The 25608-nt window shown below is 53.1% G+C and carries 22 protein-coding genes and 1 tRNA gene; 9 read left to right on the forward strand and 14 right to left on the reverse strand.

Going from position 1 to position 25608, the window contains the following annotated elements; all coding sequences use genetic code 11:
* Positions 1–4 precede the first annotated feature (4 nt).
* On the reverse strand, positions 5–1144 hold the full coding sequence (locus AC6I6U_RS23580) for a DEAD/DEAH box helicase family protein (protein ID WP_497878428.1): 1140 nt from the start codon (positions 1142–1144) through the stop codon (positions 5–7).
* 177 nt (positions 1145–1321) lie between these two features.
* Here AC6I6U_RS23580 and AC6I6U_RS23585 point away from each other — a divergent pair, with 177 nt between their 5' ends.
* The 7 genes from AC6I6U_RS23585 (at position 1322) to AC6I6U_RS23615 (ending at position 11116) form a co-directional block, all read left to right on the forward strand.
* Positions 1322–2464, forward strand: a complete 1143-nt coding sequence (locus AC6I6U_RS23585) for an SRA domain-containing endonuclease (RefSeq protein WP_497878429.1) — start codon at positions 1322–1324, stop codon at positions 2462–2464.
* Between the two features lie 296 nt (positions 2465–2760).
* The gene (locus tag AC6I6U_RS23590; protein WP_497878430.1) at positions 2761–4758 is read left to right on the forward strand and encodes a ParB N-terminal domain-containing protein; all 1998 of its coding nucleotides are present in this window, start codon (positions 2761–2763) and stop codon (positions 4756–4758) included.
* Positions 4745–6010, forward strand: a complete 1266-nt coding sequence (locus tag AC6I6U_RS23595) for a hypothetical protein (protein WP_497878431.1) — start codon at positions 4745–4747, stop codon at positions 6008–6010. Before AC6I6U_RS23590 ends, AC6I6U_RS23595 begins: the two co-directional genes overlap by 14 nt.
* A gap of 132 nt (positions 6011–6142) precedes the next feature.
* Complete coding sequence (gene dndB / locus AC6I6U_RS23600) at positions 6143–7225, forward strand: DNA sulfur modification protein DndB (RefSeq protein ID WP_497878432.1); 1083 nt, start codon at positions 6143–6145, stop codon at positions 7223–7225.
* A complete protein-coding gene (gene dndC, locus AC6I6U_RS23605) occupies positions 7222–8748 on the forward strand; it encodes a DNA phosphorothioation system sulfurtransferase DndC (protein ID WP_497878433.1) in 1527 nt (508 codons plus the stop codon). Before dndB ends, dndC begins: the two co-directional genes overlap by 4 nt.
* Positions 8745–10757 carry a DNA sulfur modification protein DndD gene (gene dndD, locus AC6I6U_RS23610; RefSeq protein WP_497878434.1) on the forward strand — a complete coding sequence of 671 codons (2013 nt, stop codon included), beginning with the start codon at positions 8745–8747 and terminating at the stop codon, positions 10755–10757. Before dndC ends, dndD begins: the two co-directional genes overlap by 4 nt.
* The gene (locus AC6I6U_RS23615; RefSeq protein WP_497878435.1) at positions 10754–11116 is read left to right on the forward strand and encodes a DndE family protein; all 363 of its coding nucleotides are present in this window, start codon (positions 10754–10756) and stop codon (positions 11114–11116) included. Before dndD ends, AC6I6U_RS23615 begins: the two co-directional genes overlap by 4 nt.
* A gap of 310 nt (positions 11117–11426) precedes the next feature.
* On the opposite strand, the gene AC6I6U_RS23620 is transcribed toward AC6I6U_RS23615, so the two are convergent.
* The 12 genes from AC6I6U_RS23620 to thrS form a co-directional block, all read right to left on the reverse strand.
* Positions 11427–13244, reverse strand: coding sequence for a DUF262 domain-containing protein (locus AC6I6U_RS23620; protein WP_497878436.1), 1818 nt, complete (start codon positions 13242–13244; stop codon positions 11427–11429).
* A 1269-nt stretch (positions 13245–14513) separates the two neighbouring features.
* Complete coding sequence (locus AC6I6U_RS23625) at positions 14514–15155, reverse strand: DUF4276 family protein (RefSeq protein WP_497878437.1); 642 nt, start codon at positions 15153–15155, stop codon at positions 14514–14516.
* Positions 15152–16321, reverse strand: a complete 1170-nt coding sequence (locus AC6I6U_RS23630) for an AAA family ATPase (RefSeq protein ID WP_497878438.1) — start codon at positions 16319–16321, stop codon at positions 15152–15154. Before AC6I6U_RS23630 ends, AC6I6U_RS23625 begins: the two co-directional genes overlap by 4 nt.
* Positions 16322–16459: 138 nt before the next feature.
* Positions 16460–16536: transfer RNA gene (locus AC6I6U_RS23635), tRNA-Pro, on the reverse strand.
* Between the two features lie 90 nt (positions 16537–16626).
* Complete coding sequence (locus AC6I6U_RS23640; protein WP_010443730.1) at positions 16627–16983, reverse strand: MerR family transcriptional regulator; 357 nt, start codon at positions 16981–16983, stop codon at positions 16627–16629.
* Positions 16964–17266, reverse strand: coding sequence for an integration host factor subunit alpha (gene ihfA / locus AC6I6U_RS23645; RefSeq protein WP_002553164.1), 303 nt, complete (start codon positions 17264–17266; stop codon positions 16964–16966). The genes AC6I6U_RS23640 and ihfA overlap by 20 nt, the downstream gene beginning before the upstream one ends.
* 3 nt (positions 17267–17269) lie before the next feature.
* The gene (pheT, locus tag AC6I6U_RS23650) at positions 17270–19651 is read right to left on the reverse strand and encodes a phenylalanine--tRNA ligase subunit beta (RefSeq protein ID WP_497878439.1); all 2382 of its coding nucleotides are present in this window, start codon (positions 19649–19651) and stop codon (positions 17270–17272) included.
* 27 nt (positions 19652–19678) lie between these two features.
* A complete protein-coding gene (pheS, locus tag AC6I6U_RS23655; RefSeq protein ID WP_010443728.1) occupies positions 19679–20695 on the reverse strand; it encodes a phenylalanine--tRNA ligase subunit alpha in 1017 nt (338 codons plus the stop codon).
* Between the two features lie 109 nt (positions 20696–20804).
* Positions 20805–21161, reverse strand: a complete 357-nt coding sequence (gene rplT / locus AC6I6U_RS23660) for a 50S ribosomal protein L20 (protein ID WP_010443727.1) — start codon at positions 21159–21161, stop codon at positions 20805–20807.
* A gap of 30 nt (positions 21162–21191) precedes the next feature.
* Positions 21192–21386 (reverse strand): 50S ribosomal protein L35, encoded by a 195-nt coding sequence (gene rpmI, locus AC6I6U_RS23665; RefSeq protein ID WP_002553160.1) that lies wholly within the window; start codon positions 21384–21386, stop codon positions 21192–21194.
* Between the two features lie 60 nt (positions 21387–21446).
* Complete coding sequence (infC, locus tag AC6I6U_RS23670; RefSeq protein ID WP_497883090.1) at positions 21447–21998, reverse strand: translation initiation factor IF-3; 552 nt, start codon at positions 21996–21998, stop codon at positions 21447–21449.
* Positions 21998–23920, reverse strand: coding sequence for a threonine--tRNA ligase (thrS, locus tag AC6I6U_RS23675; RefSeq protein WP_497878440.1), 1923 nt, complete (start codon positions 23918–23920; stop codon positions 21998–22000). The genes infC and thrS overlap by 1 nt, the downstream gene beginning before the upstream one ends.
* A gap of 384 nt (positions 23921–24304) precedes the next feature.
* On the opposite strand from thrS, the gene AC6I6U_RS23680 reads away from it, so the two are divergent.
* Positions 24305–24613 (forward strand): hypothetical protein, encoded by a 309-nt coding sequence (locus tag AC6I6U_RS23680; protein ID WP_497878441.1) that lies wholly within the window; start codon positions 24305–24307, stop codon positions 24611–24613.
* A gap of 283 nt (positions 24614–24896) precedes the next feature.
* Complete coding sequence (locus tag AC6I6U_RS23685; RefSeq protein WP_007956027.1) at positions 24897–25109, forward strand: cold-shock protein; 213 nt, start codon at positions 24897–24899, stop codon at positions 25107–25109.
* Positions 25110–25196: 87 nt separating this feature from the next.
* Here AC6I6U_RS23685 and AC6I6U_RS23690 read toward each other — a convergent pair whose 3' ends face one another.
* Complete coding sequence (locus AC6I6U_RS23690; protein WP_497878442.1) at positions 25197–25520, reverse strand: I78 family peptidase inhibitor; 324 nt, start codon at positions 25518–25520, stop codon at positions 25197–25199.
* Positions 25521–25608 lie beyond the last annotated feature (88 nt).

A 25608-nucleotide genomic window follows, 5' to 3' on the forward strand; every position in this document is an offset into this window, starting at 1 on the left:
CAAGCTAGCGTAACAGCCCACTGACACGCTGAAGCTCATTCGTCACCTGAACACTGTCTCCCCCCTGGAAATAGAGCCAGTTGAGGTTTTCTAAATAAGCATCGCCACGCAGGTCATCGATGACGTTTTCGACGGCCTTCTTCGCCGTAGAGGTAACCACCAATCCTAGATTGCGGTCATTGCCGCCAATGCATGCCAACGCCCGCTCCACGATCTGACTGGCAATCAGCGACTTGAACAGCGTTGTCTTGCCCGTGCCCGGAGCCCCCTGCACCGCCAACAACGACGCGCCACTCGAAACCTGAGCCAACGCCATCATCTGTCCGCGCCCCAATGGATACTCGCGCTCGAACAGGCCGTAGGGCGGACGCAAGTACAAGGAAGACGTTGAGGCAACTTCAGCAGAGCGGTGCTCGATGTATTGCCGAAGTAACGGCAATTCCTGCAGATTGGAACGCTGCAAGAGCACCTTGTAATCCTTCAACTGCTCCTTGGTGTTGTAGTCAGCATTCACCTCCGGACAGATGATTGCAGTGAACGCTAACTCCAGAGACGCCGTCGCGCTTTTGGCTGAGCTTTCGCCCAAGTCGTCCAAACGCTGCTTGATCCAACGCAGAAACTCACCGAAAAGCTCGCCAAAACTCGTCTGCATGTCCTCCATGCAAGCAGCAGCGATGCTCATCATGTGCCGCTCGGCCCCCAGCTCCTGGATATCAATATCCAAGTACAGGCGGAAGGCATCAACGTTTGGCGCAACTTCGGAGCCTTGCTTCACCGGCACAGTGAATTGCAGAGAATCCTCGCTGTGCCAGGTATCGGGCAGGGAGTATCGAAACAAGGGAAGGAAAAAGGTTTTCGAACCTTCAGTGACACGCAGCAACGGAAAACCGAGCTGTAGCGCATCGGATTGCACTACCCCCTCATCATCCGTCTTAGTGAAACGACTCTTTAGGGTCGACGCCTGAACATCAGACAGAGAGAAGCAAAACCCCTGGTCATTCTCCTGGAGGCTTTTCCTGCTGAGCTTGATCTGCTGATGCTCATGAACATCAGCCTCCTTGATAGGGCTTTTGGCGATCCCAGCCGCTTCAACAAACGCACGCCAACCCTCCAAAACTTCCATGTCTTGCTGCTTGCCTTGCATTGACTACATCCGAGCCTGAGCTAACGTCGCAGAGATTCTACGTCAACGCTCGATTAGTAGCATACAGCCATACCCCATCTGCCCCGTAATATGGGACACCGCAAGCCTTGCCAATCAAGGCGATCAGCGAAAAAGCCATCATTTAGCCATTGCATCATTTTCCTGAGCAGGCGAGCATTGCCCCCCCAGAAGATCACTGCCGCCAACAAGGACGTTGCTTTGAAACTCCCTGCCGTCAAAAAAGAGAAGCTTGAGCGCGCTCTGAAGCAGTTCGACGAGAAGTATCGCAGCACTCCTGAGTGGAAAGGCTGGACAGGTAATCAGGCTCATCGCTACGCGATCAGCGTCAATCACAAGATCTACCCCGCCAAGAAAATCGTCTCTCTGGCGACAGGCGTCCCCGTGGGCCTCTTCTCCGGCGGCAAGCCCACCAACAGCTACCTGGAGCGGCACGGCTTCACAATCGTGGAGTTCGAACGCTCGACTGCCCCTGAACTGAAATTCGTTGTGGACCAGGTCTATGACCGTCAGAGCGAGATTCATGAACTGTTTGGCGGAAGTTGGCAGAGCGGTATTTCCGCTTCAGCCAAAGCGCCAGCCATATTCATTTTCAGCGGTGACTCCGGTGAGCAGTATGGGTATGAGGACAAACACGGTGAAGATGGTGTTTTCCGGTATACCGGCGAGGGCCAAATCGGTGACATGACGCTCACCAAAAGGAATCTGGCGATCCAGCAGCACGCAGAGACTGGAAAATCCCTCTACGTGTTCAAGTCATTGGGCAAAGGCGAAGGGCAGCGCTACGTCGGTGAATTCACCTGTGCCAGCCTCGATTGGGAGCGAGGCCCAGATAAGCGAGGTGACGATCGAAAGATCGTGATATTCAACCTCGTTCCTGTTGGGCTTGAGCTCAACGTTGGCACCCACTCAGAAGAGAATGACGTGGAGGACTCTGGTACATCTCTGGAGCAAGCCAGAGAGAATGCCTACGCCGCAGCTGAGTCAAGTTTTGCCGCAGAGGGAAGCTCAGCCCTCAGAACGGTCTATCGCCGAAGCAAACGCATCGCCGAGTACGTTCTGCGAAGAGCCAAAGGCATCTGCGAAAGCTGCGAAAAGCCGGCTCCCTTCTTGAAGATGAATGGGGACGCTTATTTGGAGCCTCACCACGTCAACAGGCTGTCAGATGGCGGCCTAGACCATCCGCGATACATGGGGGCTATCTGCCCAGCCTGCCACCGTGAGATCCACCATGGTATGAACGGAAAGACGAAGAACGACGCTCTGAAAAACTACGTCGCCAGCATCGAAGGGAAGAAGTGAGCACTTGGCAAGCGAACACCATATGAGGTGCAAACAGATGCTCGTTATAAGGTAAGATTCATCCTATCCACGTGTAAGGCATCCCCGATTGACAACCGAAGGAGATGGGTGTTGGCGCAGAAAGCATATGAAATGCACCTTGAGCTGTTAGAGCCTACGACCTTACGTGTCCGTCCTCTACCGTACAACCTCGTTGGAGCCCAATCCATATCCTCAAAGCACGTGCCGCAGTTAACCAGGATGACGCTCTGCATTTACCGTAAATAATTAAACTTACTAACTAATTTAAACTCACTATGACCAGACGACAAACTGCCGCCCCCTTCCGATACGAGTTTGAAAAAGATGGCGCATTCGGAATATTCAAAACTAACGGCTCCATCCCAATTGAATACTTGATGACATCTTTCAAAATCGATGAGCTTTCGTATCTTTCCTACGCCAAAGACGTCAACACCGACCTAAACTTTGATTATTTAATCCAGCGCGACATTGATGAAGAACGAGCCATTGCCGAAATCAGCCAGTACTTGGCAAAGGAAGAAGGCGTTCAAAAGGACATCGTCTTTTTACCTCCACTGTTAGTTGGCGTTGTCTATGTCGACCAAGATAAACGCCTCGAAGATTACTACCCAAAATCAACATTTAGCTCTGACACTGACAACATCGGCACACTACATACCAGAGAGTGGCCAGGCGTACTGAAAGTCACAAATTATCAAGTCGACCAGGAAGAGCCTAGAATATTTTCCTGTGGCGATGGAGACCACCCTGTAGCGATTACAGTAGACAATGCAAAAATCCAGGTGAATATCACCCCCAACGGAGTGAGGGGCGCCAGGCTTGTGGTAATTGACGGGCAACATCGACTATTTGCGTTAAACGCATTGCGAGCCAGTCACAGAGATTTGGTAAAAGATCTGACATTACCTATCTGCCTAGTCTACCCACCCAACTCGATTGAGAATAGCCGCGACATACAACCTAAAGTCCCAGAAGTACTTCGAAATCTCTTCGTCGACGTGAACTCGACTGTAGAGCGTGTCAGCGGGCATTTCCTCACCTTGCTCTCGGAGCAAACTTTAGGTTCCATTATTTGCCGAGAGTTCTGTAAAGCGGTGCTGGAACAGAAGGATGGAGAGGGCCTCGGCTTAATCGAATGGAATACGAAAAACCACAAACAATCACTGGAGATCTCTCGTGAACACACCCTGACCAGCATCGGCGTGATTAACAGCGCCTTCGAGGAGCTCTTCAAAACCAAAAATGGCGTCAAGCTGCTGGCTGCCATTCTGGGCATTGATAGACAATCGAGTGAGTTTGATTTTGGTTCCGACGAATACGACGAGGAAAGAAGCGCGCCGGAGTATTTCCCGTGGCGCGATTTCCTGTCTCGCCATCGCGCTCGTCTTATTTCCCTGGTGAACGAAACCATCACACCAGCACTGGTTGAAATGTTCTTCAACACCCCTTTCTATGCAGAGTACTGCGCTCAATTCAAAAACTACTTTACCACCATCGAGGAGGAGCTCAGGCGCGAACGTCGTAACGACCAAAACGTGTTTTCCATCGTTAAAGGGCATGTACTGTTCAACGACATCCTGTCCAAACCGGCGCTCGCCATGCATGCGATGGTACGGGAAAAACTGAGAACATTAATCGACAATACAATACCCGATTTTTCGCGTAAAACCATTTTCCAAAAGGCCATGATTGAAGCATGGTCCCTCCTCTGCGCAAAATTCATTGCCAATGGTATTCCACTGACACGAGCTTCTCATTACATAACCATTTTCGTGGCGAATTCATTCCCGCCAAAATCTGATCTCTTCGATGAACGGCACCTCTATCTCCAAGACACAATTTTTAGTGGCTCTCGCATTAAAGTAACCAAGTCGGCGAAACGCCAGATTGTCCGACTACTGTTATCTAATGCAGATAAAACCGACTCCACCGACCCGAAAGAGCAGCAAGTTATATCGGAATTAGCCAAAGAGGAAGTAGGTAGTTTTATCAACCAGATGCGGGAAGACAAGCGCAAGGTTTTCGAGAAATCCTACCGCACTAACTTTAATCTTCCAGCATTTGAGCGCGAGCGACTGTACGCGGCCGAACTAGACAAATCTAGAGAGATGAAGGAATTTGGCGGCGACTCTTCAAAAACCCAGTTCGACACGCTGATCGGCACACTCATCTCCGAAAATCTGACTGACTCCTTTAATGACTTGGTTCGCACCCTGAAAGCCAAGGACTTTATTTACTCCAAGAGTGAGGAGTTTGATGAGGAACTGTAAGGATGTTTTCTTCTCCATCTTGGACGGAGATAACCTTGATCCACCTCGTAAGGAGCTGCTATGCGCTGCAACCTTAGAGTACTCTGAGTTTCTCATCGTCTCTGGCTCTCCTAGCTTACTGGCCGATCTTACGCAGCATATTTATGCTACGGTGGAAATCTGCCCTCGCTGCTTGCTGGTGCCAGGCAGCACTGTTCTGGCCACGGCGGAGCATTTCTTGGTGCACGCCTATCTACCAGCTGATGCAGATCGACGCTTTATTAAATATGATCTCGATACGGGGCTCTCAGCGGAGGTCCCCCAGCTGCGCGATACGGACTTCACCACGAATCACGAGAATATCACCCGCTATCTTCACGACACTCAGCATCTACACCCGATTGTTAAACACACTATTGAAGCGGCCTGCGGGGAGCACAATGAACTAGTCCGTCATATCAACCGACTATTGATTGGCTACAGCTTCCTGCCCGACAGGTTGCTGAGGAATAAGAGTCTCGGCACCGACCTCGATGGGCTTCAACTGCACGAACTCAAAGCATTCGTCGATTATATAGGCAACCTCAAGTCAACGTTCAGCATATTTAAGCATACCATCGACACGCTCATCAGTTATTGCAATGGTCTGCTCATGGTATGCCCCACCAATGCCACCGACTTATCCAACACTTACCCCACCGCGACCCTCCAGAACGGCTTTCCTTGTGTCTACAAGGTGATGTCAGTAATGCACTATTTGGGTTACGAGCTATCCATGCGCCGCCAGCTATATAGCAAGGCATTCATGCACATTTTTCGAGCCTATGAGTGCTACACAGCAGGTGCCTTATTCTTACACAATGCTACCATCGCCAACTACACGGACAAAAGAGGCACATTCACGGACGTGTACATACTCGACAAAAAGATGATTCTAGGTTTTAACCCAATCTATAAAAGCGTCGGAAACCACTTCAACCTTCTGCACGCTTCCGACTATACTTCCTGTAAGTTTTACATAGATCTGCGCAACAAGTTCCATTACACTCACGGCGACATTAAACCTAGCATAGTTCTCGTCCTAGAGTTTGCCCGTTCAGTATTGCGGCAGATCCTAAGAATCGAAAAAATCAGCAACCAACAAAACTTCCAATGGAGAGATGTCTACAAGCAGACCAAGGATAAATTATTTACGGATGGCAGCACAGAGGTCGCAGCGGCGATCATCCGCCACCTAGGAGTTCAGTCATTGGTCACTTTCGTCGAGGTATGACTTCTCCGCACCAGGGATGACCGAAGCGCCTGGTCCAAGGCTCCGAATCGACCCGCATGGGTCATGCTCACCTTGCGTGTACGTTAAAAATATGCAAAATGACGTACTCATAGTAAAAACACGTTCTGAGCCATGAATATTTACGTCCACTCCTTCCCATGCGTCAGGGGCATCCAAGCCGGACGGCCTTGCTACATTGCGATGTGCCCCATGCGCCTTGTGCCCAAAATATTCATTTTCAACGAGGACAATGTGCCAGCAGATCTGCGTGCGCAGCGCACATTAAACCTCGCCCGAGTGCCAGAAATCTCAGCCTATTTGCTGGATAATCGCGACGATTACACCCTATCCGCGATCACTGCATCAGTGGATGGCGTTGTCCAATTCACCCCTGCTTCCGACACTGGCCTAGCACAGAGCATCGGCACGCTAACAATACCGATGGAAGCACCTATATTGATCAACGACGGTCAGCATCGCCGTGCAGCCATCGAACAGGCCATCCGTGAAAATCCAGAGCTTGGCCACGACAATATCCCGGTCCTTTTCTTTATTGATGAAGGACTCAATCGCAGCCAGCAAATGTTCGCTGATCTCAACAAGCATGCCGTTCGTCCGAGCAATTCAATCAGCACCCTGTACGATCACAGAGACCAGATTTCTGACCTCGCTAGGTACCTGGCAAAAAATGTAGAAGTCTTCTCCAGGATGACCGAGCTGGAAAAGTCCAGCCTTTCCCCTCGCAGCTCCAGGCTTTTTACCCTCAGCGCCATCAAGAATGCGTCCCGCGTACTTTTAAAAAAAGGAAAAGGTGATCTCATCGCACAAAACGAGAGAGAGCTCGCGAAGTCTTTCTGGGAAGAGGTCTCTCTCCAGCTGCCCGATTGGGTCAGGGCAAAAAACAAAGAACTATCGACGTCTGAACTGCGAGATAACTACATCCATGCCCACGGCGTGATGCTGCAAGCGATGGGGCTTGTCGGTGCCGAGCTGATTATCCGCAAAGAATCCGAATGGAAAAAAACCATCAAACAGCTGCGAAGCATCGATTGGTCCAGAGCCAATCCTGAATGGGAAGGTCGTGCCATGGTTCACGGCCGGATATCCAAAGCCACAACGAACGTTGCACTTACCGCCAGTCTCATCAAGAAGAAACTTGGTGTACCGCTGTCTACGGTTGAGCGAGAGTTAGAAAACAGGTTTTCTCAACAATGAGTAATGATCAATTTCTTTATACATCACATGATGATTTCGTCCAAGAAGCGATCATTGCAGGTAGACCATTAGCGGACGCTGTCCGCGAGCTTCAGAGCATTTACAAGGCTGATAATCGGCCATGGGTAGTGGGTTTTAGCGGTGGCAAAGACTCCACTGTCATTCTTTCGCTCACATATTACGCACTAAAAATGTTACCGCCAGTGGAACGCCATAAGCACGTGTACGTGGTTTCCTCTGACACTCGAGTGGAAACCCCTGTAGTCGTCGATATGATCCGCCAAGTGCTTGAATCGGTGAATGCTCAGGCGATTCAGGACCAACTGCCGATGACAGCACACTCTGTCACTCCTGAAGTCGCTGAAACGTTTTGGGCCAACCTCTTGGGCAAAGGGTACCCTGCCCCGACCAAAGCGTTCCGCTGGTGTACTGAGCGAATGAAAATTGACCCTGTGAGCGAGTTCATCAAAGACAAAGTCGCTCGCTTCGGTGAAGTCGTGGTTGTGCTTGGTTCCAGGCGAGAGGAAAGTTCCACACGAGCCCAGGTAATCACACGCCACAAAATCGACGGTTCAGCATTGGGTAGACACACGACATTACCCAATGCGTATACCTACATGCCCATTGAGCTATGGCACGCTGACGATGTCTGGGAATACCTCATGAGCGCTGCCAGGCCCTGGGGCGGCTCGAATCGAGTACTGTTTGAGCTTTACAAAGACTCCAACGCTGGAGAATGTCCGCTCGTCATAGATACCAACACACCATCGTGCGGTAACTCGCGTTTTGGCTGCTGGACCTGCACAGTCGTGACACACGACAAAGCAATCGAGGGGCTCGTAAACAGCGGAGAGGACTGGATGTTACCGCTGCTCCAGTTCCGCAACCAGCTGCACGCCAGCTCCCTGCCCGAGAACAAAACTGAGTTCCGCAACTACAAGCGTCGTACTGGGAAAGTGACCTTCGCAAGAGGGGCTATCGATGACGACTCCAGTACCGCCGCCAAGCACGTTCCTGGTCCGTACTGGATGAAATACCGCCGCGAGTGGCTGAAACTACTTTTGGAAATTGAGAAAGGTATTCGTGAAACCAATCGCGAGATTGAGCTGATCGGCCGCGATGAACTGCAAGTGATACGCCAACAGTGGCTCAAGGATCCAAATGAGCCAGACTGGATTGATTCGCTTCCTAAAATCTACGGTGAGGTTTACCCCGAAGATACGATCGAGTGGATCAAAAACGATGCCGGCGCGTTTACTGAACCTGATGCTGCCATTCTCAACAAGCTTGAGGCTGAACGCGGCGTTCCAGCAGCTCTGATCATGAAGCTCATCGATACAGAGTTGTCGTTCTCCGGGCTCTCGCGCCGAAAAGGTATCCTGGACGAGTTGCAGAAAGTCTTGGAACAAGACTGGGGTGGATTGGACGAAGCGATGGAGCGACGCGCCAAACCTAAAGTTACCGACACGTACAAGACTGCTTTCGAATCTCTGAAAGCCGACCTAGATGGCTTGCTGCAATGATTATTGACTCCCTTTCAGTACTAGATTTCCGTGTGTTTAGCGGAGCCCACGACTTTGACCTGGTTCCTAAGGTCAAAAGAGGAAAAAACGCGCCTATCGTTTTATTTGGCGGCCTAAACGGCGGCGGCAAGACAACCATCCTGAGCGCGCTGAAGCTTGCCTTGTACGGCAAAGGCGTACTGGGTTCCGGCGCAACAATTGCCGAGTATCATCAGTACCTCCGTGAATGCATACACAGAGCTCATAACAGTATCGCTAAGCCTACGCGTGCATCCGTCGACCTGACCTTTCGCTATGCACAATATGGCGTCATATCGAGCTATCAACTGACACGTGATTGGTTTGTTGACCATGCTGGAAAGGTAAAAGAAGGCCTGATCATTTCAAGGGACGGTCACCCCTTGACCGAGCTGTCCTATGATCAGGCACAAGCATTTCTCAACGAGCTGATCCCGATCGGCGTTTCTGAGCTATTTTTCTTCGACGGTGAAAAAATTGCGAGCCTTGCCGAAGAAACATCCGGAGATGCCTTGCGTGAATCTATCAACAAGCTTTTGGGCTTGGATCTCATCGATAGATTGCACTCCGATCTCTCCGTTATTATCAGAGGGCGCTCGGTCAAAAAGGCTTCTGAAGATCGTAAGCGAAAAATTGCCGAAGCGGAAAAGACGTACAAGGAGCTGAAGAAGCAGCTTGGAGAAATACGCGAAAAGCTTCTCGTCATGCGCACGAATACTGTCGAGGCAAACAAGAACCTTGGCAAAATCGAAGCAAGCATCAACGCACGTGGCGGTGCCTGGAGCGCCTCCAGGCAAGAGGAAATGGTAAACCTCGATTCATTACTTAGTGAAAAAAAGGCTATAGAACACACACTGCATGACATGCTCAGCGGCCTACTACCTTTCGCAATAACTCAAAGCCTCAATGAGAAACTGCTAGCGCAGATAGACGCTGAGCAACGCGCAGAAAAAGCGCAGGTGCTCTCCGAGTACTTACAGCGTCAGCAGAGTAATTTTCTAGCAGAAGTCGAATCTACCTTTGCGATGACGAAGGAGCAACTCCCTGCCCTTCAAGATATTTTTCTCAGGACATTCGGCTCAGAAGTTGCACACAGGGCTGAACAGCGTTTTCCAGTTCACGAGTTCTCGGACACCCAACGTTTCAGTATCTCCCACCGGCTATTGAATGAGGTCGGCTCGCTCCAACAACGAGCCTCCGACTTGGTGATGACACTTCAGGAAACTGATAATCAGATCGAATCAGCCAAGGAAAATATCGCTAGAGCCCCCGACGAAAAAGTGCTGACTCCACTGTTTAACGAACAAGGGCAGCTACAGGGGAGGCTTTCAGCTCTTGAGGAGCAAAAATCCGTAATCGCAGAGGATGCAAAGGCCATCCTCGCTCGTTTGTCAGTGGCTGCAAGCCAGTTAGACGATCTCTATACAGAAATTGCTGAGTCCCAGGAAGAGGAGCGCCTAACCGGGCTCGCACAAAACGCTAGAGATGTACTGAAAGAGTTCTCTACACGCGCTCGAATTGAAAAACTCAAAGAGCTCGAGTCGCAGTTTTACACCTCATTCAATGGCCTTGCCCGCAAAGAAGATCGGAATCTCAGCATCCAGATCAATCCGAGCTCCTTCGAGGTAGTTCTGATCGACGATGAAGGCATCATACTCCGCAAAGAAGAGCTGTCGGCCGGCGAGAAGCAAATTTTTGCGATCTCTATTTTGGAAGCACTAGCTCGCACCTCGGGGCGAAGCTTGCCAGTTGTGATCGACACACCATTAGGCCGACTGGACTCGATTCATCGAAAAAAACTCGTAGAGAATTATTTCCCAAAGACGAGTCATCAAGTCATCATTCTCTCGACAGATACCGAAATTGATTACGCATTCTATGAAGGCCTGCAGGGAAAAATTTCGCACTCTTATCATCTGGTATATAATCCAGAAACTCGCTCCACTCAAGCAGAGGAAGGCTATTTCTGGCGGTGGGCACAAAACGCATGAACGCATTTCCGCATAAATTTAAAATATCAGCATCATCAACTGCGAAGCTGAAATTTCTCAAATCGAAAACAGGCCTGACACCTAATATCTTGAGTAGATTCGCGATAGCGCTTGCACTAGGGGACGAGAATGGACTTGGCAATGCCAGTGTATCGGACCTAGACGGGCAGGAGTTCAACGCCCCAACTCTATTTGGCGAGCACTTGGATATCTACGAAGCACTGCTCAGGCAATTCACACACCAGAATGCCATCGAGTGGGATCCAGTAAGGCACGTTGCGTCGCTGATTGAGGTAGGACTACATAAAATGGGGCATGTACGTTCAATCAAAGACGTAGCGCAACTGATTAGTAAATAATTAACACCCCGACCAGCAAGAACCCATAAGGCGAGGCTAGCCTCGCCATTACTCTCGTTGCGATACCACTAAGAAAATATCCCCAATGCACACATCACTTTTTAACATGGTTGACAGCCTAATCAAGCATGTCACATAGGATCAAAAACTGATTAAATGCATTGGGATTGGCGGTTCAATTACAAAGCTTTAACACCTGTCATCAACCGTGGCTATTTCGCCACAATTCAGGCTCTGTTAAGCCCCCAGGCCCCGACTCGGTGAAATCCACCTGAATTGGGTGCCCGAGTTCATTAGGTCATTAATATACTCACGCCACGAAAATAGCTGACGCCATCTTCAACAATTTTTGATGATACGCCTCTAACTCAGAAAGTCCCCATTTCTCATTTTGAGAAATTAGCCGATTCAAGTAGAGCGAAGAGCGGGCGTACATCTGACGCTTCTTAGCAAAAGAATCATTCCCAGAATCTGTGTTCGGCGCAGGATCTAGAAGCGTCAAATTCCCTATGGAATTTTTTAGATCTTCAATTTCTACACAAACATCATCAATGGCAGCATTTTTTGGATAAATATGCTCTATCGATGTATGCGTAAAATCGTAAATTCTATTCCCCTCTATACAGCTTGGCGCTCCATGAGCCCCCTTATCATACCAATCGGCATAGCTTTCTATTGTAGAGAGCAAATACTTAATCGGCTTATTTCCACCATCTCTCGCCTGATATTTCAAAGTAGAAAGCCCAGAGTTAAAGTTCTTAACTGGGGCCTTTTCTTCCAAAAGCTGATTCAATTTTTCGCGCAAGGAACTTGAGTCATAGGAATCACCAGAATTCCTAATATTTTTTGACTCTGCATAATACAGATTTTTCAGCGGCGTCACATGCTCCCCACAGATAATTTTATATCTAAAGAAGCTTCGTTCAAGCATTAACACTGCATTTCTAAATGTAACATCATCTCTTTCAGCGAGTGCTAAAATCAATGGAACACATAGAGTATGACCCAGATCAACAATCAATGCTTTTAGCCGTGATCGATCCCAAGGCGTAACAGGGCGTCGCTCCTCATATGGCCACTCACCTTCGACAATTTTTCTGCAAAGCTGAACATCCGAATGAATTTTTTTCATCGCGGCCAAAATTTGCTGCGCCTGCTCAGCAGTACATACATCGTAATTGACATTTGGAAAGAAATACCCAAAAAAAGCGTCAGATAGATTAGATGTTTTAGCTCGTACAAAAGCATGGGATTCGTAAATCCAATGTAAATAATTTAGCGTGACATTTGGTTCATCAGAGAGTATTTCATCCCACATGCTCTCAACTTCATACTGCTCAATTTCATGATTTTCTAAAAGCTCTAAAACTCTAGCACGCAACAAATCGCCATCTGTCAACGAAACGCCACGATCGTTAATAACCTGAAATAACCGATACGCATCCGCTTTATTTTCTGCAACCATATGAAGAACAGAAAAATCAGAAAGCAAAACATTTTGCAATCGCTCTAAAACATCAAGCTTTTCTTCAACACTAAGAACATTATCAACATAATTTGAAACATACCCTCTTAGTTTCATAAAAGCATTATTCAATTTCTTATGAGAGTCCCTAGATGGTTTCAGGCCTCCTCCGACAAGCATTGACCTAAAGAAGGGCTCATCATTTTTTGACATCGTAAGTACGTTGACCCTCCGTATCTCTTTATTAACTTCTTGATAATATTCTATAAAGCACTTCTTGAGGCGCGATTTACGAAGCTCAATACGCTCTCTATAAACATCCCCAGCGACAGCTAATTCAGCGAATATCTTCTGGTAATTCTCATATAACGCAGCCGCCAGAAGAGTCAACGTCGTAACTCGTTGCTGGCCATCTACCAACTCGAATTTTGATTCATTTGCGACACCTTGCATCTGGCGACGTACACTCAAAACACCGCCAAAAAAATGCTCTCTTGACCGATCATCCTCTCGGCGTGCTTCAAAGCAAACAGTTAGATCCCCAAGAAAATCAGCTATCGCCTCATCGTTCCAAGCATAACCACGCTGATATCGAGGTACTTCGAAAACTGAGCGTCCGTCAAAAATCACACCAAATGACGCGTGCGTGGGATTTATCTGCATCCTTCAATTCCTTTCCTAAAATTTGACTAAGCCACACTCGTCACAAAAGCGCTTCACTTTCCAAGCGGGCTCACGATCGCTGAGCAACATCATTATGACATCAAGAGATTACATACCGGTTTGCCTAAACACAAGTGAGATAGGCAATTGAGGGCGCTGACGAGAGCACGACAGCGATTAGAGTTCTTACACGCTGGCACCCAATCCTCGACTGGCGAACCCAGGAGCGCAATCCGAAAAATTGCGCTACCTACATACGTTATAGATCAGGTGAGAGCTCAGCTCTTAGGCTATGTACAAAATACCTTGAAACTTGGTGATGCGGCGTTAAAAACCGGCTCGAAATGCTCATTGACAACCAGTCAACTCCGCTTTCTCGCAATTTTTGCCTTACCCAACCTGCGTTTCAAACTATTTCGTACAAAGCCTAACTAATACTAGCTGGAACTTCTACGTCAAAAAGTGTTGTGATGAATCCTAGAGGTGCAGGTGCACAATCTAAACTTCTGATTGGAAGCATCGTCAATACTCAGCACCGCCCCCCCTATTTCACCATCTTAGCAAACCGATTAACTTTGACGACTAAACTCTCATGACTATTGAAACCGAGGGCGGAAAAATAAGACCTTCATGAAAGAAAGAAAAAACTCGAGAGCAATTGCCAGAGTCAAAGCCAGAAGCACCATAATCCCTTGGCTATCTATAGGCTCGACAAAACTTAGCATTTTAGAGGCCAGAGTGTAAGCTAAAAAATTTCCTGACCAGAAATAAAAATTATTGGTAACTAGTTTACCAACGGCATCGAACAGTCTCTCTACCCCCCCTAACGAATTCATCTCTCCGAAATGCTGCGTAGCCAGTAATGAGCGCACATATGATCATACCCCCAAAAAATTATCATAGAAAACTCTTGAAGATATTCGCCAGTTGATAATAGAAGAAATCACATCTGGAACTTAAGTGCTGCCAGACATATATCCCAGTTGACAGGCTACGATAACTGCTATTACAAGCGAAGGCATGACAAGGAAACAAAGCAGTGATGAACGGCGAAAAGTGATTATGTCCACGCCCAGTCCAACCTTTTGATTACTATTTATACAGAGTAAACTAAATACTGGATTAGTGGACAGTGGTTTTGTCAAAAAATTTCAACCTAGGCACCAGCCCGTCATCGAGCAGGTTTAAACCGCACACCCTAGAAACCTGAAAGCCACCCAAAGGTGGCCCTGTGATCAAATCATACCGGAGATACAACGCTCCAATAAATCACATACGCTTTTCAAGCATCTCAAAAAACCGCTTGGCCCAAGGCGAAGCCTCACTAACCTTGGCCGGGTCAATCAACGCCAACAATTTGAAGGAATGCTCGCCCTTGCCGTACTGATCCTTGGATTTGCAATTACGAGTTGCATCAGCAAACGCATCGTAGACACGCTCTTTGGCCACTCGCTCAAGAGAATTACCCAGCGCCGGCAGTTTATTTTCCTGATAACCCTGCCCGAAAAACTCCTTGAGCACCTGCCGGTCCGCCAGCAACCAGCTTTCCATGCATTGCACCATCAGCTGACACTGCCAGTCCTCAGAGCCCTCAGGCTTTTTCCAACCATCCCCTTGTCGCTGGAGCAGATGTTGCCATGGCAACCAGTTGGCGCGGTCGTCGGCCTCGCGCGCATCACCCGGTTGCGCCGCCGCGATCACCGGCGCCTCGCTATCTATAAGCAACATGGCCTTCTCGCCATTGCGTATCGCGGTGCAGAAAGAATCGTACGCGTCATTACGGCTGCCACACGCCACGATTCTGGGCATACGCCCCTTGAAGCCGGCCTTGTCCAGAAGCTTCGAAAAACCCTCACGGCAGGCCGTTCGCAATGAAGCTGCACTCCCCCTTCCTTCGACATAGAGCTTCACCAGCGCGTCCCTCCGATTTCACCTCGCGTCCACAGCTGGCCCAGCCGGTATTTCTCCAGCCAAGGCTTGAGCTTCTCGGCATTCAGGCGTGTCAGCGTCGTACCGGACTCCCCCTTCTCTGCCACCAGGACCGACTCAGGCTGATCGCTCATGGCATCGACCAGTACATCGGAATGCGTGGTCACAATCAGTTGCGTGCGCGTCGACGCTTCTTTGAGCAGATCCGCCAAAGTCGGCAAAATATCCGGGTGCAGCCCCAGTTCAGGCTCTTCGATACAGATCAGCGGGGGCGGATTGGGGTGGCACAGGACCGCCAGCAGGCACAGATAGCGCAAGGTACCGTCAGACAGGCGAGTCGCCGGCACCGTCATGTTCCCTTCGTGGAAAAACACCTGAACCGTACCGCCCTCGATCTGCACATCGTAGTCGTCGATACCACTGTAAAGCGACTGCAGGGCCGTCAACAGACGCCGCTTGACCGCCGGGTCGCGGCGTAGCCGGTTAAGCACCAGGCCGAGATTGCTGCAATCCGGTTCCAATACATCGTTGGGCAAATCTGCCTTTTGCGGCAGCCGAGGCGTGGTGTAGCGGCCAAAACTCCATTCCCTGTAAAGCCGGATCTTGCCCAGCGTCTGCCCCAGGTAGGTCACTTCCGGGTACTGATCCGGGTCGCGACGCTGAGATAGGATTGACTTCTCCAGGTCGACATCTTCCTGCTGTAGGGAACGGCTGCCCCCACCTTTCAGGTTCAGCACCGGCCGGCCGCCGTTGAAGTGATAGAAGAAATACGGCTGGGCATGACGCGCCCCGTCCGGCTTTTCGTTCTCGACGCGCTCGTCCGCGATCTCGAAGCGCTGCCCGACTTCCGTGAATGCCAGCTGATAACGCAGATTCTGCGCCCCTCTGGGGTGGGCGATCACAAAGTCCAGGGCAGCAGTTGGCGTTCCCTTCGCCCCTTTCCAAAGCCAGTCACGGACACCACCGCCTTCACGGATAGGTTTCGACAGTTGCTCCGGCGCACTGCGCAGCAACTCGATGGACTCCAAGAGGTTGGACTTGCCAGACCCGTTCGGCCCGATAATGACATTCAGCGAACTCAAGGGTACGGGGGTGGACGAAGTACCAAAGCTGAGAAAGTTCGCCAGCTGGATGGAGTGGATCAGCATTGCGTCTGCTCCCTGATATGCGTCATTGACCTGCCGAATCGCAGCCCCACCCTGGATGATGGAACAGATGGCGCCACTCGGAAAGTCATTATCCCAAAAACAACAAAGCCACCCGAAGGTGGCTCTGTCATCAAATATTGGTCGGGACGGAGTGATTCGAACACTCGACCCCTTGCACCCCATGCAAGTGCGCTACCGGGCTGCGCTACGCCCCGACACTGAGTAGCTGTGCTTTCAAACCTCTGAAAGCGATTAGGAATTTAACCTAAGCTTTTGAATTTTGGAAGTATTATTTCCAAAAAAATTCACTTCTTGAGCACCACCAGCACATCCTCCAGCTCTGCAATCATCTGGTGGATCAGTTGCTTGTACTGGATGTTCTCTTCCTTGGCATCGTCACTGGAGAGGCGCTGGCGCGCCCCGCCGATGGTGAAGCCCTGGTCGTACAGCAAGGCGCGGATCTGGCGGATCATCAGCACGTCGTGGCGCTGGTAATACCGGCGGTTACCGCCCCGCTTGGAGGGGTTGAGTTGAGGAAACTCTTGTTCCCAGTAGCGCAGCACGTGCGGTTTTACCGCACACAGCTCGCTGACTTCACCAATGGTGAAGTAGCGTTTGCCTGGGATCGGCGGGAGCTCGTCGTTATGACTTGGTTCCAGCATAGGCCTCAACTCGGGCTTTCAACTTCTGCCCTGGACGAAAGGTGACCACACGGCGTGCCGTGATCGGGATTTCCTCTCCCGTTTTTGGATTGCGGCCAGGCCGCTGGCGTTTGTCACGCAAATCGAAATTGCCGAAACCCGACAATTTGACCTGCTCGTTGTCTTCGAGTGCGTGGCGGATCTCTTCAAAAAACAGCTCGACCAATTCCTTGGCCTCGCGCTTGTTAAGACCCAACTCCTCGTAGAGACGTTCCGCCATTTCAGCTTTCGTCAGAGCCCCCATACGTCACTTCCTTAACGTGGCGTTCAACCTGGTTTCAAGCGAGGTGAGGATATTTTGCGTTGCGGAGTTCACCTCATCGTCATTAAGAGTGCGCGATGGATGCTGCCAGGTCAAGCCAACGGCCAGGCTTTTTCTATGAGGATCAATGCCTTTACCCTCATAAACGTCAAAAAGCCTGAGGTCCGTCAGCCATTCGCCCGCGTTTTCCCGGATGACTTCCAGCACGGCACTGGCTGCCACGCCTTTGTCCGCCAGCAGGGCCAGGTCACGGCGCACTTCAGGGAAGCGCGACAGCTCGCTGAACTTCGGCATCTTGCCCGCCGCCACTTCTGCAAGCACCAGCTCGAAGACGAATACCGGACGGTCCAGACCCAGGGTCTTGGACAGTTCCGGGTGGATCGCGCCGAGGAAGCCGACCAGGTTGCCGTCGCGCTCAATGCGAGCAGTCTGGCCCGGATGCAGCGCAGGGTGCTGGCCCGGTACGAAGGTGAAGCTGTCCAGTGCGCCGGCAGCGCCGAGCACCGCTTCCACGTCAGCCTTGACGTCGAAGAAGTCGACCGCATCGCGACCCTGCGCCCAGCCTTCCGGCAGACGGCTGCCGCAGACCACGCCAGAGAGCATCGGCTCCTGCTTCAGGCCTTCCAGCTGACCGACGAAACGCAGGCCGCTTTCGAACAGGCGCACGCGATCCTGCTGACGGTTCAGGTTGTGCTGCAGCACCTTGACCAGGCCCGGCCACAGGGACGAGCGCATGGCCGCCATGTCGTTGGAAATCGGGTTGGCCAGCAGCAGCGGCTCGACGCCTGGGCTGAACAGTTCGAACTGCTTCGGATCGATGAAGCTGTAGGTGATCGCTTCCTGGTAACCACGCGCCACCAGCAGGCGACGCAGTTCAGGCAGGCCGCTACGGGCTTCAGCCTTGGCCTTTGGCGCCAGGCGGGCTTGCGGGTAACGAACCGGCAGGCGGTTGTAGCCGTACAGACGCGCCAGTTCTTCGATCAGGTCGACTTCCAGGCTGATGTCGAAGCGATGGCTTGGCACTTCAACCGTCCACTGCCCTGCCCCGCTGGCGGTCACGCCCAGGCCCAGGCCGGTCAGCAGGCGCTCGACTTCAGCCGAGTCCATTTCCATGCCGAGCATCTGGGTGACGCGTTCGGCACGCAGGCTCACCGGTGCCACGGAGGGCAGGTGCGCTTCGCTGACGGTTTCGATGATCGGGCCGGCTTCACCGCCGGTGATTTCCAGCAGCAGGCCAGTGGCGCGCTCCATGGCTTCACGGGCCAGCTTCCAGTCCACGCCACGCTCGTAGCGGTGCGAAGCGTCGGTGTGCAGACCGTAGGAACGAGCCTTGCCAGCGACGGCGATCTGATCGAAGAATGCGCTTTCAAGGAAGATGTCGCGCGTGGTCGCGGTGTTCACGCCGCTGTGCTCGCCACCCATCACGCCGGCAATCGCCAGGGCGCGGTTGTGGTCGGCAATCACCAGGGTATCGCTACGCAGGGTGACTTCCTGGCCGTCGAGCAGCACCAGCTTCTCGCCCTCTTCAGCCATGCGCACGCGGATGCCGCCATTGATTTCAGCGAGGTCGAAGGCGTGCAGCGGCTGGCCCAACTCGATCATCACGTAGTTGGTGATGTCGACCGCGGCGTCGATGCTGCGCACGTCGGAACGACGCAGGCGCTCGACCATCCACAGCGGAGTCGGCTTGGACAGGTCGACGTTACGGATCACGCGGCCCAGGTAACGCGGGCAAGCTGCCGGCGCGAGGACTTCGACCGGACGCACTTCGTCGTGCACGGCGGCAACGGCCGGTACGGTTGGACGCGCGACGTCAGCTGCGTACAGCGCGCCGACTTCACGGGCCAGGCCCGCCAGGGACAGGCAGTCGCCACGGTTCGGGGTCAGGTCGACCTCGATGCTGGCGTCGTCCAGGCTCAGGTAGGCACGAATGTCGTCGCCCACCGGCGCATCGGCGGCCAGTTCGAACAGGCCGTCGTTGCCTTCACCAATCTGCAGTTCGGCCTGCGAGCAGAGCATGCCGTTGGATTCGATACCGCGCAGCTTGGCCTTCTTGATCTTGAAGTCGCCTGGCAACTGCGCGCCGATCATGGCGAACGGCACCTTCAGGCCCGGACGCACATTGGGCGCGCCGCAGACGACCTGGAAGGTTTCCGCACCGTTGCTGACCTGGCACACGCGCAGTTTGTCGGCATCCGGGTGTTGTTCGGTGCTCAGCACTTCGCCGACCACCACGCCGCTGAATTCGCCGGCGGCCGGGGTCACGCTGTCGACCTCCAGACCCGCCATCGACAGACGAGCCACCAGCTCGTCGCGGCTAACTTGCGGGCTTACCCAGCCACGCAGCCATTGTTCACTGAATTTCATCCTGTTCTCCCAATAGATTCGTGACGACTAGCGAAATTGCGCGAGGAACCGCAAGTCGTTGTCGAAGAACAGACGCAAGTCGTTCACGCCATAACGCAGCATGGCCAGACGCTCAACGCCCATGCCGAAGGCAAAGCCCTGGAACTCTTCCGGGTCGATGCCGGACATGCGCAGCACGTTCGGGTGCACCATGCCGCAGCCCATCACTTCCAGCCAGCCGGTCTGCTTGCACACGCGGCAGCCTTTGCCGCTGCACATCACGCATTCCATGTCGACTTCAGCCGATGGCTCGGTGAAGGGGAAGTAGGACGGACGGAAACGCACCGCCAGCTCTTTCTCGAAGAACACGCGGAGGAATTCCTCGATGGTGCCCTTGAGGTCGGCGAAGTTGATGTCGCGATCGACCAGCAGGCCTTCGACCTGGTGGAACATCGGCGAGTGGGTGATATCGGAGTCGCTGCGATACACACGGCCTGGGCAGACGATGCGGATCGGCGGCTTCTGCGATTCCATGGTGCGCACCTGGACCGGCGAGGTGTGGGTGCGCAGCAGCATGTTCGCATTGAAATAGAAGGTGTCGTGCATCGACCGGGCCGGGTGGTGGCCTGGGATGTTGAGCGCCTCGAAGTTGTGGTAATCGTCTTCCACTTCGGGACCTTCGGCGATGCCGTAGCCGATGTGGGTAAAGAATTGTTCGACGCGTTCCAGAGTCCGGGTGACCGGGTGCAGACCACCCGAGGTCTGGCCACGGCCAGGCAGGGTCACGTCAATGGACTCGGCGGCGAGCTTGGCGCTCAGTTGCGCCTCCTCGAACGACGCCTTGCGCGCATTGAGAACCTCTGTGACACGCTCCTTGGCGACGTTGATCAGGGCGCCGACCTGCGGACGCTCCTCTGCCGGCAGGCTCCCCAGGGTCTTCATCACCTGAGTCAGCTCACCCTTCTTGCCAAGGTAGTGAACCCGGATTTGCTCCAGGGCATTGATGTCTTCAGCGCTTTGCACAGCCTCAAGTGCTTGAGAGACCAGTGCGTCCAGGTTTTCCATGTACAGACTCCAGATACGAAATAGGGGAAGAGCCTGAAGGCTCTTCCCCTATTTACTGACGTTTAACACCAGGGCCCGCGAATGCGAGCCCCGGTGATTGTCGGGGGACTTAGGCCAGAACGGCTTTAGCTTTCTCGACAATCGCAGCAAACGCCGCTTTTTCGTTCACTGCCAGATCAGCCAGAACCTTACGGTCGATTTCGATCGACGCTTTTTTCAGGCCAGCGATGAAACGGCTGTAGGACAGACCGTTGATACGCGCACCAGCGTTGATACGAGCGATCCACAGAGCGCGGAACTGACGTTTTTTCTGACGACGGTCACGGTAGGCGTATTGGCCTGCCTTGATTACCGCTTGCTTGGCAACACGGAATACGCGCGAGCGTGCACCGTAGTAGCCTTTGGCAAGTTTCAGAATTTTCTTGTGACGCTTACGGGCAATGACGCCACGCTTTACACGAGCCATGAGTTACTTCCTCTATTCTTGATCCAAAAATTAACGAAGGCGCAGCATGCGCTCGACTTTTGCCACGTCAGACGGATGCAGCAAGCTGCTACCGCGCAGTTGACGCTTACGCTTGGTCGACATTTTGGTCAGGATGTGGCTCTTGAAAGCGTGCTTGTGCTTGATGCCGTTAGCAGTTTTCAGAAACCGCTTGGCAGCACCACTTTTGGTTTTCATCTTTGGCATGTTCGGATACTCCGCATTCAGTTGATAAACATAATCAGAAGGCCTGCCGTGCCCTGTTGATTACTTCTTCTTTTTCGGGGCGATGACCATGATCAGCTGGCGTCCTTCCATCTTAGGATGCTGTTCGACCGAGCCGTATTCTTGCAGGTCGGTTTCAACCCGCTTGAGCAGCTCCATCCCCAGCTCCTGGTGGGCCATCTCACGGCCGCGGAATCGCAAGGATACCTTGGCCCTGTCCCCGTCACTCAGGAAACGTACCAGGTTGCGTAGTTTTACCTGGTAATCCCCTTCCTCCGTCCCTGGACGAAACTTGATTTCTTTAACCTGCACTTGCTTCTGGTTTTTCTTCGCAGCAGCAATTTGCTTCTTCTTTTCGAAGATCGACTTGCCGTAGTCCATCACCCGGCAGACGGGTGGCACTGCATCGGCGGAGATTTCCACCAGATCCAGCTTGGCTTCTTCGGCAATTCGAAGCGCTTCATCAATCGAGACGATGCCAATCTGCTCGCCATCAGCGCCAATTAACCGAACCTCGCGTGCCGAGATATTCTCGTTGATCGGGGCTTTCGGTGCAGCTCGTTTATCTTGTCTCATATCACGCTTAATAATAATTACTCCGAATCTTGGCGACCACGCCGGGAAACCGCTTGCGCGAGGAGCGCCGTGAACTGGGCGACGGGCATCGAGCCCAGGTCAGCACCTTCACGGGTACGCACAGCGACAGTTTGCGTTTCGACTTCCCGATCTCCGATAACCAAAAGATAGGGAACCTTGAGCAAGGTATGCTCGCGGATTTTAAAGCCGATCTTCTCATTTCTCAAGTCGGACTTGGCACGGAATCCGCTTTCGGCCAGAGATTTTTCCACTTCGAGGGCAAAATCGGCCTGCTTGTCGGTGATATTCATCACCACCGCCTGGGTTGGCGCCAGCCAGGCCGGGAACGCGCCCTCGTAGTGTTCGATGAGAATTCCGACGAAACGCTCGAACGAACCGAGGATCGCCCGGTGCAGCATCACCGGATGCTTGCGGCTGTTGTCTTCGGACACGTACTCCGCGCCCAGGCGGATCGGCAGGTTGAAATCCAGCTGCAGGGTACCGCACTGCCAGACACGGCCCAGGCAGTCCTTGAGCGAGAATTCGATCTTCGGCCCGTAGAAGGCGCCCTCGCCCGGCTGCAGGTCATAGGCCAGGCCGGCGCTGTCGAGTGCCGCGGCCAGCGCATTCTCGGCGCGATCCCACAGCTCGTCGGAACCCACGCGCTTTTCAGGGCGGGTCGACAGCTTCATCTGGATGTCCTTGAAGCCGAAGTCGGCGTAGACGTCCATGGTCAGCTTGATGAAGGCAGCGGATTCGGCCTGCATCTGGTCTTCGGTGCAGAAGATGTGCGCGTCGTCCTGGGTGAAACCACGCACGCGCATGATGCCGTGCAGGGCACCCGACGGCTCGTTGCGGTGGCAGGCACCGAACTCGGCCAGGCGCATAGGCAGCTCGCGGTAGCTCTTCAGGCCCTGGTTGAACACCTGCACGTGGCACGGGCAGTTCATCGGCTTGATGGCGTAGTCGCGGCTTTCCGACTCGGTGGTGAACATGTTTTCGGCGTAGTTGGCCCAGTGCCCGGACTTCTCCCACAGGGAGCGATCGACCACTTGCGGGGTCTTGATCTCCAGGTAGCCGTTGTCACGCTGCACCTTGCGCATGTACTGCTCGAGCACCTGGTACAGGGTCCAGCCATTCGGGTGCCAGAACACCATGCCCGGCGCTTCTTCCTGGGTGTGGAACAGGCCCAGGCGCTTGCCAATCTTGCGGTGGTCGCGTTTTTCCGCTTCCTCGATGCGCTGGATGTAGGCGGCCAGCTGTTTCTTGTCAGCCCAGGCAGTACCGTAGACACGCTGCAACTGCTCGTTCTTGGCATCGCCGCGCCAGTAGGCACCGGACAGCTTGGTCAGCTTGAACGACTTGAGGAAACGGGTATTCGGCACGTGCGGACCGCGGCACATGTCGACATATTCTTCGTGGTAGTACAGGCCCATTGCCGTTTCGTTCGGCATGTCCTCGACCAGGCGCAGCTTGTAGTCCTCGCCACGCTGGGTGAACACCTCGATGACTTCGGCGCGCGGCGTGACCTTCTTGATCACGTCGTAGTCCTTGTCGATCAGCTGGTGCATGCGCGCTTCGATCGCCGCCAGGTCGTCCGGGGTGAAAGGACGCTCGTAGGCGATGTCGTAGTAGAAACCTTCGTCGATGACCGGACCGATCACCATCTTGGCGGTCGGATACAGCTGCTTGACCGCGTGGCCAACCAGGTGGGCGCAAGAGTGACGAATGATCTCCAGCCCCTCTTCATCCTTGGGCGTGATGATTTGCAGTGTGGCATCGGCCTGGATCAGGTCACAGGCATCGACCAGCTTGCCGTCGACCTTGCCGGCCACGGTGGCCTTGGCCAGGCCCGCACCGATGGAAGCGGCGACTTCGGCTACGGAAATCGGGTGATCGAACGAACGTTGACTGCCGTCGGGAAGAGTAATAGTGGGCATGGCGCCTCCTCTCCTAGTGGTGACCCCTACCAAAGGTCACGTGGGTTGGGATGAGCAGCCAGTACGCGACTCGTCCAGCCGTTCAGTGAAGAACGCCTGCCGCACATTGGCAGGAGCCGCAAGGCCAACCGGAAACGAACCAGAGTGACTGGAGTTCAAGAAAAAAGGGTTGATGGCGTGGCCTCGTCCGGGGGAACCCCGCTACGACGCCGATTACAGCCAAGTCGAGCATGCTAGCACAGATGAACGGTCATCGCCTCGCCAGGAACACAAACTGCTAGAGTCAGCAGGTTTCATGTGCCATGGGTGAACTTGAGTTGCCCTCGAGCCCTCAAACACCCCGTAAGCGACGTCCAGTTCGCGTTTTTCCAAAGGAGTACGAACATGCGCTTGACTCACCTCTTCGCCCTCGCCGCGCCCATCGCCCTGCTGCTGCCCCTGAGCGCCCAGGCCGCCTGGCCTGCCGGCCAACGCGACGCCTACATGAAGGACTGCACCGCCGCCGCCAACCGCAGCGTCGATCTCAAGACCGCCCAGCAGCACTGCGCCTGCAGCGCCGACCAACTGAACGACAAGTTCACCAACGCCGAACTGGCCGAACTGATGCACCCCAAGGACCCCAACAAGGGCCCGAGCAAGGAGCTGCAAACCAAGGCACTGAACGTCGTGGCAGCCTGCCGGGTCGCCAAATAATCCGGCAAATGTCGGGGCTTGTCTGAGCTTCAGAGCCGAAAAGCAGTTTTTTCAGACATTTTATGCAGTTTTTACGGCTTTTTTTATCACTGCCGTTTTCCCCTGAAAGCCTTTTAAACCGGGGCTTTCAGCCAATCACAGCGGTAAAGAGAGCGCGACTGATTGGCAATCAGCCGTTGTGGGGGGCTCCCAAGTCGAACATTTCGACTATGATAGCCCGGTGTGCCCAGTTGGCCTGAGCAACACAGCACTACTGAAAATATATGTTTCTTGGAGATACACCATGTCTAATCGCCAAACCGGCACCGTAAAATGGTTCAACGATGAAAAAGGCTTCGGCTTCATCACTCCTCAAGGTGGCGGTGACGACCTGTTCGTACACTTCAAAGCTATCGAAACTGACGGTTTCAAAAGCCTGAAAGAAGGCCAGACCGTTTCCTTCGTGGCTGAGAAAGGCCAAAAGGGTATGCAAGCTGCACAGGTTCGTCCGGAGTAAGTTTTCCGCGAACTGAAAAAACCCCGCCTTCATGTGGCGGGGTTTTTTTATGCCTGCCGGAAAGCCCGGCGAGAAACCGCTGGCCGATCAGCCGCAGTTGACCCGCTCGATCTTGCCGGTGCGGTCGGCATTGAGGTTCAGGCGGTCGGAGCGGTATTCCAGGGTGATCATGTCATCCGGGCCCACGACCCGTGCGCTCTGCGCACCGCTGCGGCTGCGTGCCTGCTCCAGCAATTCGGCCGAGGCCTGCTTGCCAAGGGCGAACTCGGCGCCCTTGGCTTCGCAACGGCCGCTGTCGTTCTGGGTGACGGGCTCGCTGCTACTGGCCGGCGAAGAGCCGGTGTTCGTCGAACAACCGGCCAGGACCGACATGGCGATAATCGCCCCCCAGGATGCAAGCTTCCAAGGCATGAAGCCTCCTCGTGAAAAATAGGTAGAGAGTGTGCGACCGCCGTTTGCACGATTGGTTGCATGGTGCCAGGCGGGCGAGCCGATTCTG

Source organism: Pseudomonas sp. UTLPPB19802 (assembly GCF_059730225.1).

Excerpts from the sequence above, each read along its gene's own strand:
- AC6I6U_RS23590 (WP_497878430.1), top strand. The coding sequence starts at position 2,761 with ATGACCAGACGACAAACTGCCGCCCCCTTCCGATACGAGTTTGAAAAA.
- AC6I6U_RS23640 (WP_010443730.1), bottom strand. The coding sequence starts at position 16,983 with ATGCTGGAACCAAGTCATAACGACGAGCTCCCGCCGATCCCAGGCAAA.
- AC6I6U_RS23690 (WP_497878442.1), bottom strand. The coding sequence starts at position 25,520 with ATGCCTTGGAAGCTTGCATCCTGGGGGGCGATTATCGCCATGTCGGTC.
- AC6I6U_RS23615 (WP_497878435.1), top strand. The coding sequence starts at position 10,754 with ATGAACGCATTTCCGCATAAATTTAAAATATCAGCATCATCAACTGCG.
- AC6I6U_RS23580 (WP_497878428.1), bottom strand. The coding sequence starts at position 1,144 with ATGCAAGGCAAGCAGCAAGACATGGAAGTTTTGGAGGGTTGGCGTGCG.
- dndC (WP_497878433.1), top strand. The coding sequence starts at position 7,222 with ATGAGTAATGATCAATTTCTTTATACATCACATGATGATTTCGTCCAA.
- AC6I6U_RS23680 (WP_497878441.1), top strand. The coding sequence starts at position 24,305 with ATGCGCTTGACTCACCTCTTCGCCCTCGCCGCGCCCATCGCCCTGCTG.
- ihfA (WP_002553164.1), bottom strand. The coding sequence starts at position 17,266 with ATGGGGGCTCTGACGAAAGCTGAAATGGCGGAACGTCTCTACGAGGAG.
- AC6I6U_RS23620 (WP_497878436.1), bottom strand. The coding sequence starts at position 13,244 with ATGCAGATAAATCCCACGCACGCGTCATTTGGTGTGATTTTTGACGGA.
- dndB (WP_497878432.1), top strand. The coding sequence starts at position 6,143 with ATGAATATTTACGTCCACTCCTTCCCATGCGTCAGGGGCATCCAAGCC.
- AC6I6U_RS23630 (WP_497878438.1), bottom strand. The coding sequence starts at position 16,321 with ATGCTGATCCACTCCATCCAGCTGGCGAACTTTCTCAGCTTTGGTACT.
- pheT (WP_497878439.1), bottom strand. The coding sequence starts at position 19,651 with ATGAAATTCAGTGAACAATGGCTGCGTGGCTGGGTAAGCCCGCAAGTT.
- AC6I6U_RS23685 (WP_007956027.1), top strand. The coding sequence starts at position 24,897 with ATGTCTAATCGCCAAACCGGCACCGTAAAATGGTTCAACGATGAAAAA.
- AC6I6U_RS23595 (WP_497878431.1), top strand. The coding sequence starts at position 4,745 with ATGAGGAACTGTAAGGATGTTTTCTTCTCCATCTTGGACGGAGATAAC.
- rplT (WP_010443727.1), bottom strand. The coding sequence starts at position 21,161 with ATGGCTCGTGTAAAGCGTGGCGTCATTGCCCGTAAGCGTCACAAGAAA.
- pheS (WP_010443728.1), bottom strand. The coding sequence starts at position 20,695 with ATGGAAAACCTGGACGCACTGGTCTCTCAAGCACTTGAGGCTGTGCAA.
- dndD (WP_497878434.1), top strand. The coding sequence starts at position 8,745 with ATGATTATTGACTCCCTTTCAGTACTAGATTTCCGTGTGTTTAGCGGA.
- thrS (WP_497878440.1), bottom strand. The coding sequence starts at position 23,920 with ATGCCCACTATTACTCTTCCCGACGGCAGTCAACGTTCGTTCGATCAC.
- rpmI (WP_002553160.1), bottom strand. The coding sequence starts at position 21,386 with ATGCCAAAGATGAAAACCAAAAGTGGTGCTGCCAAGCGGTTTCTGAAA.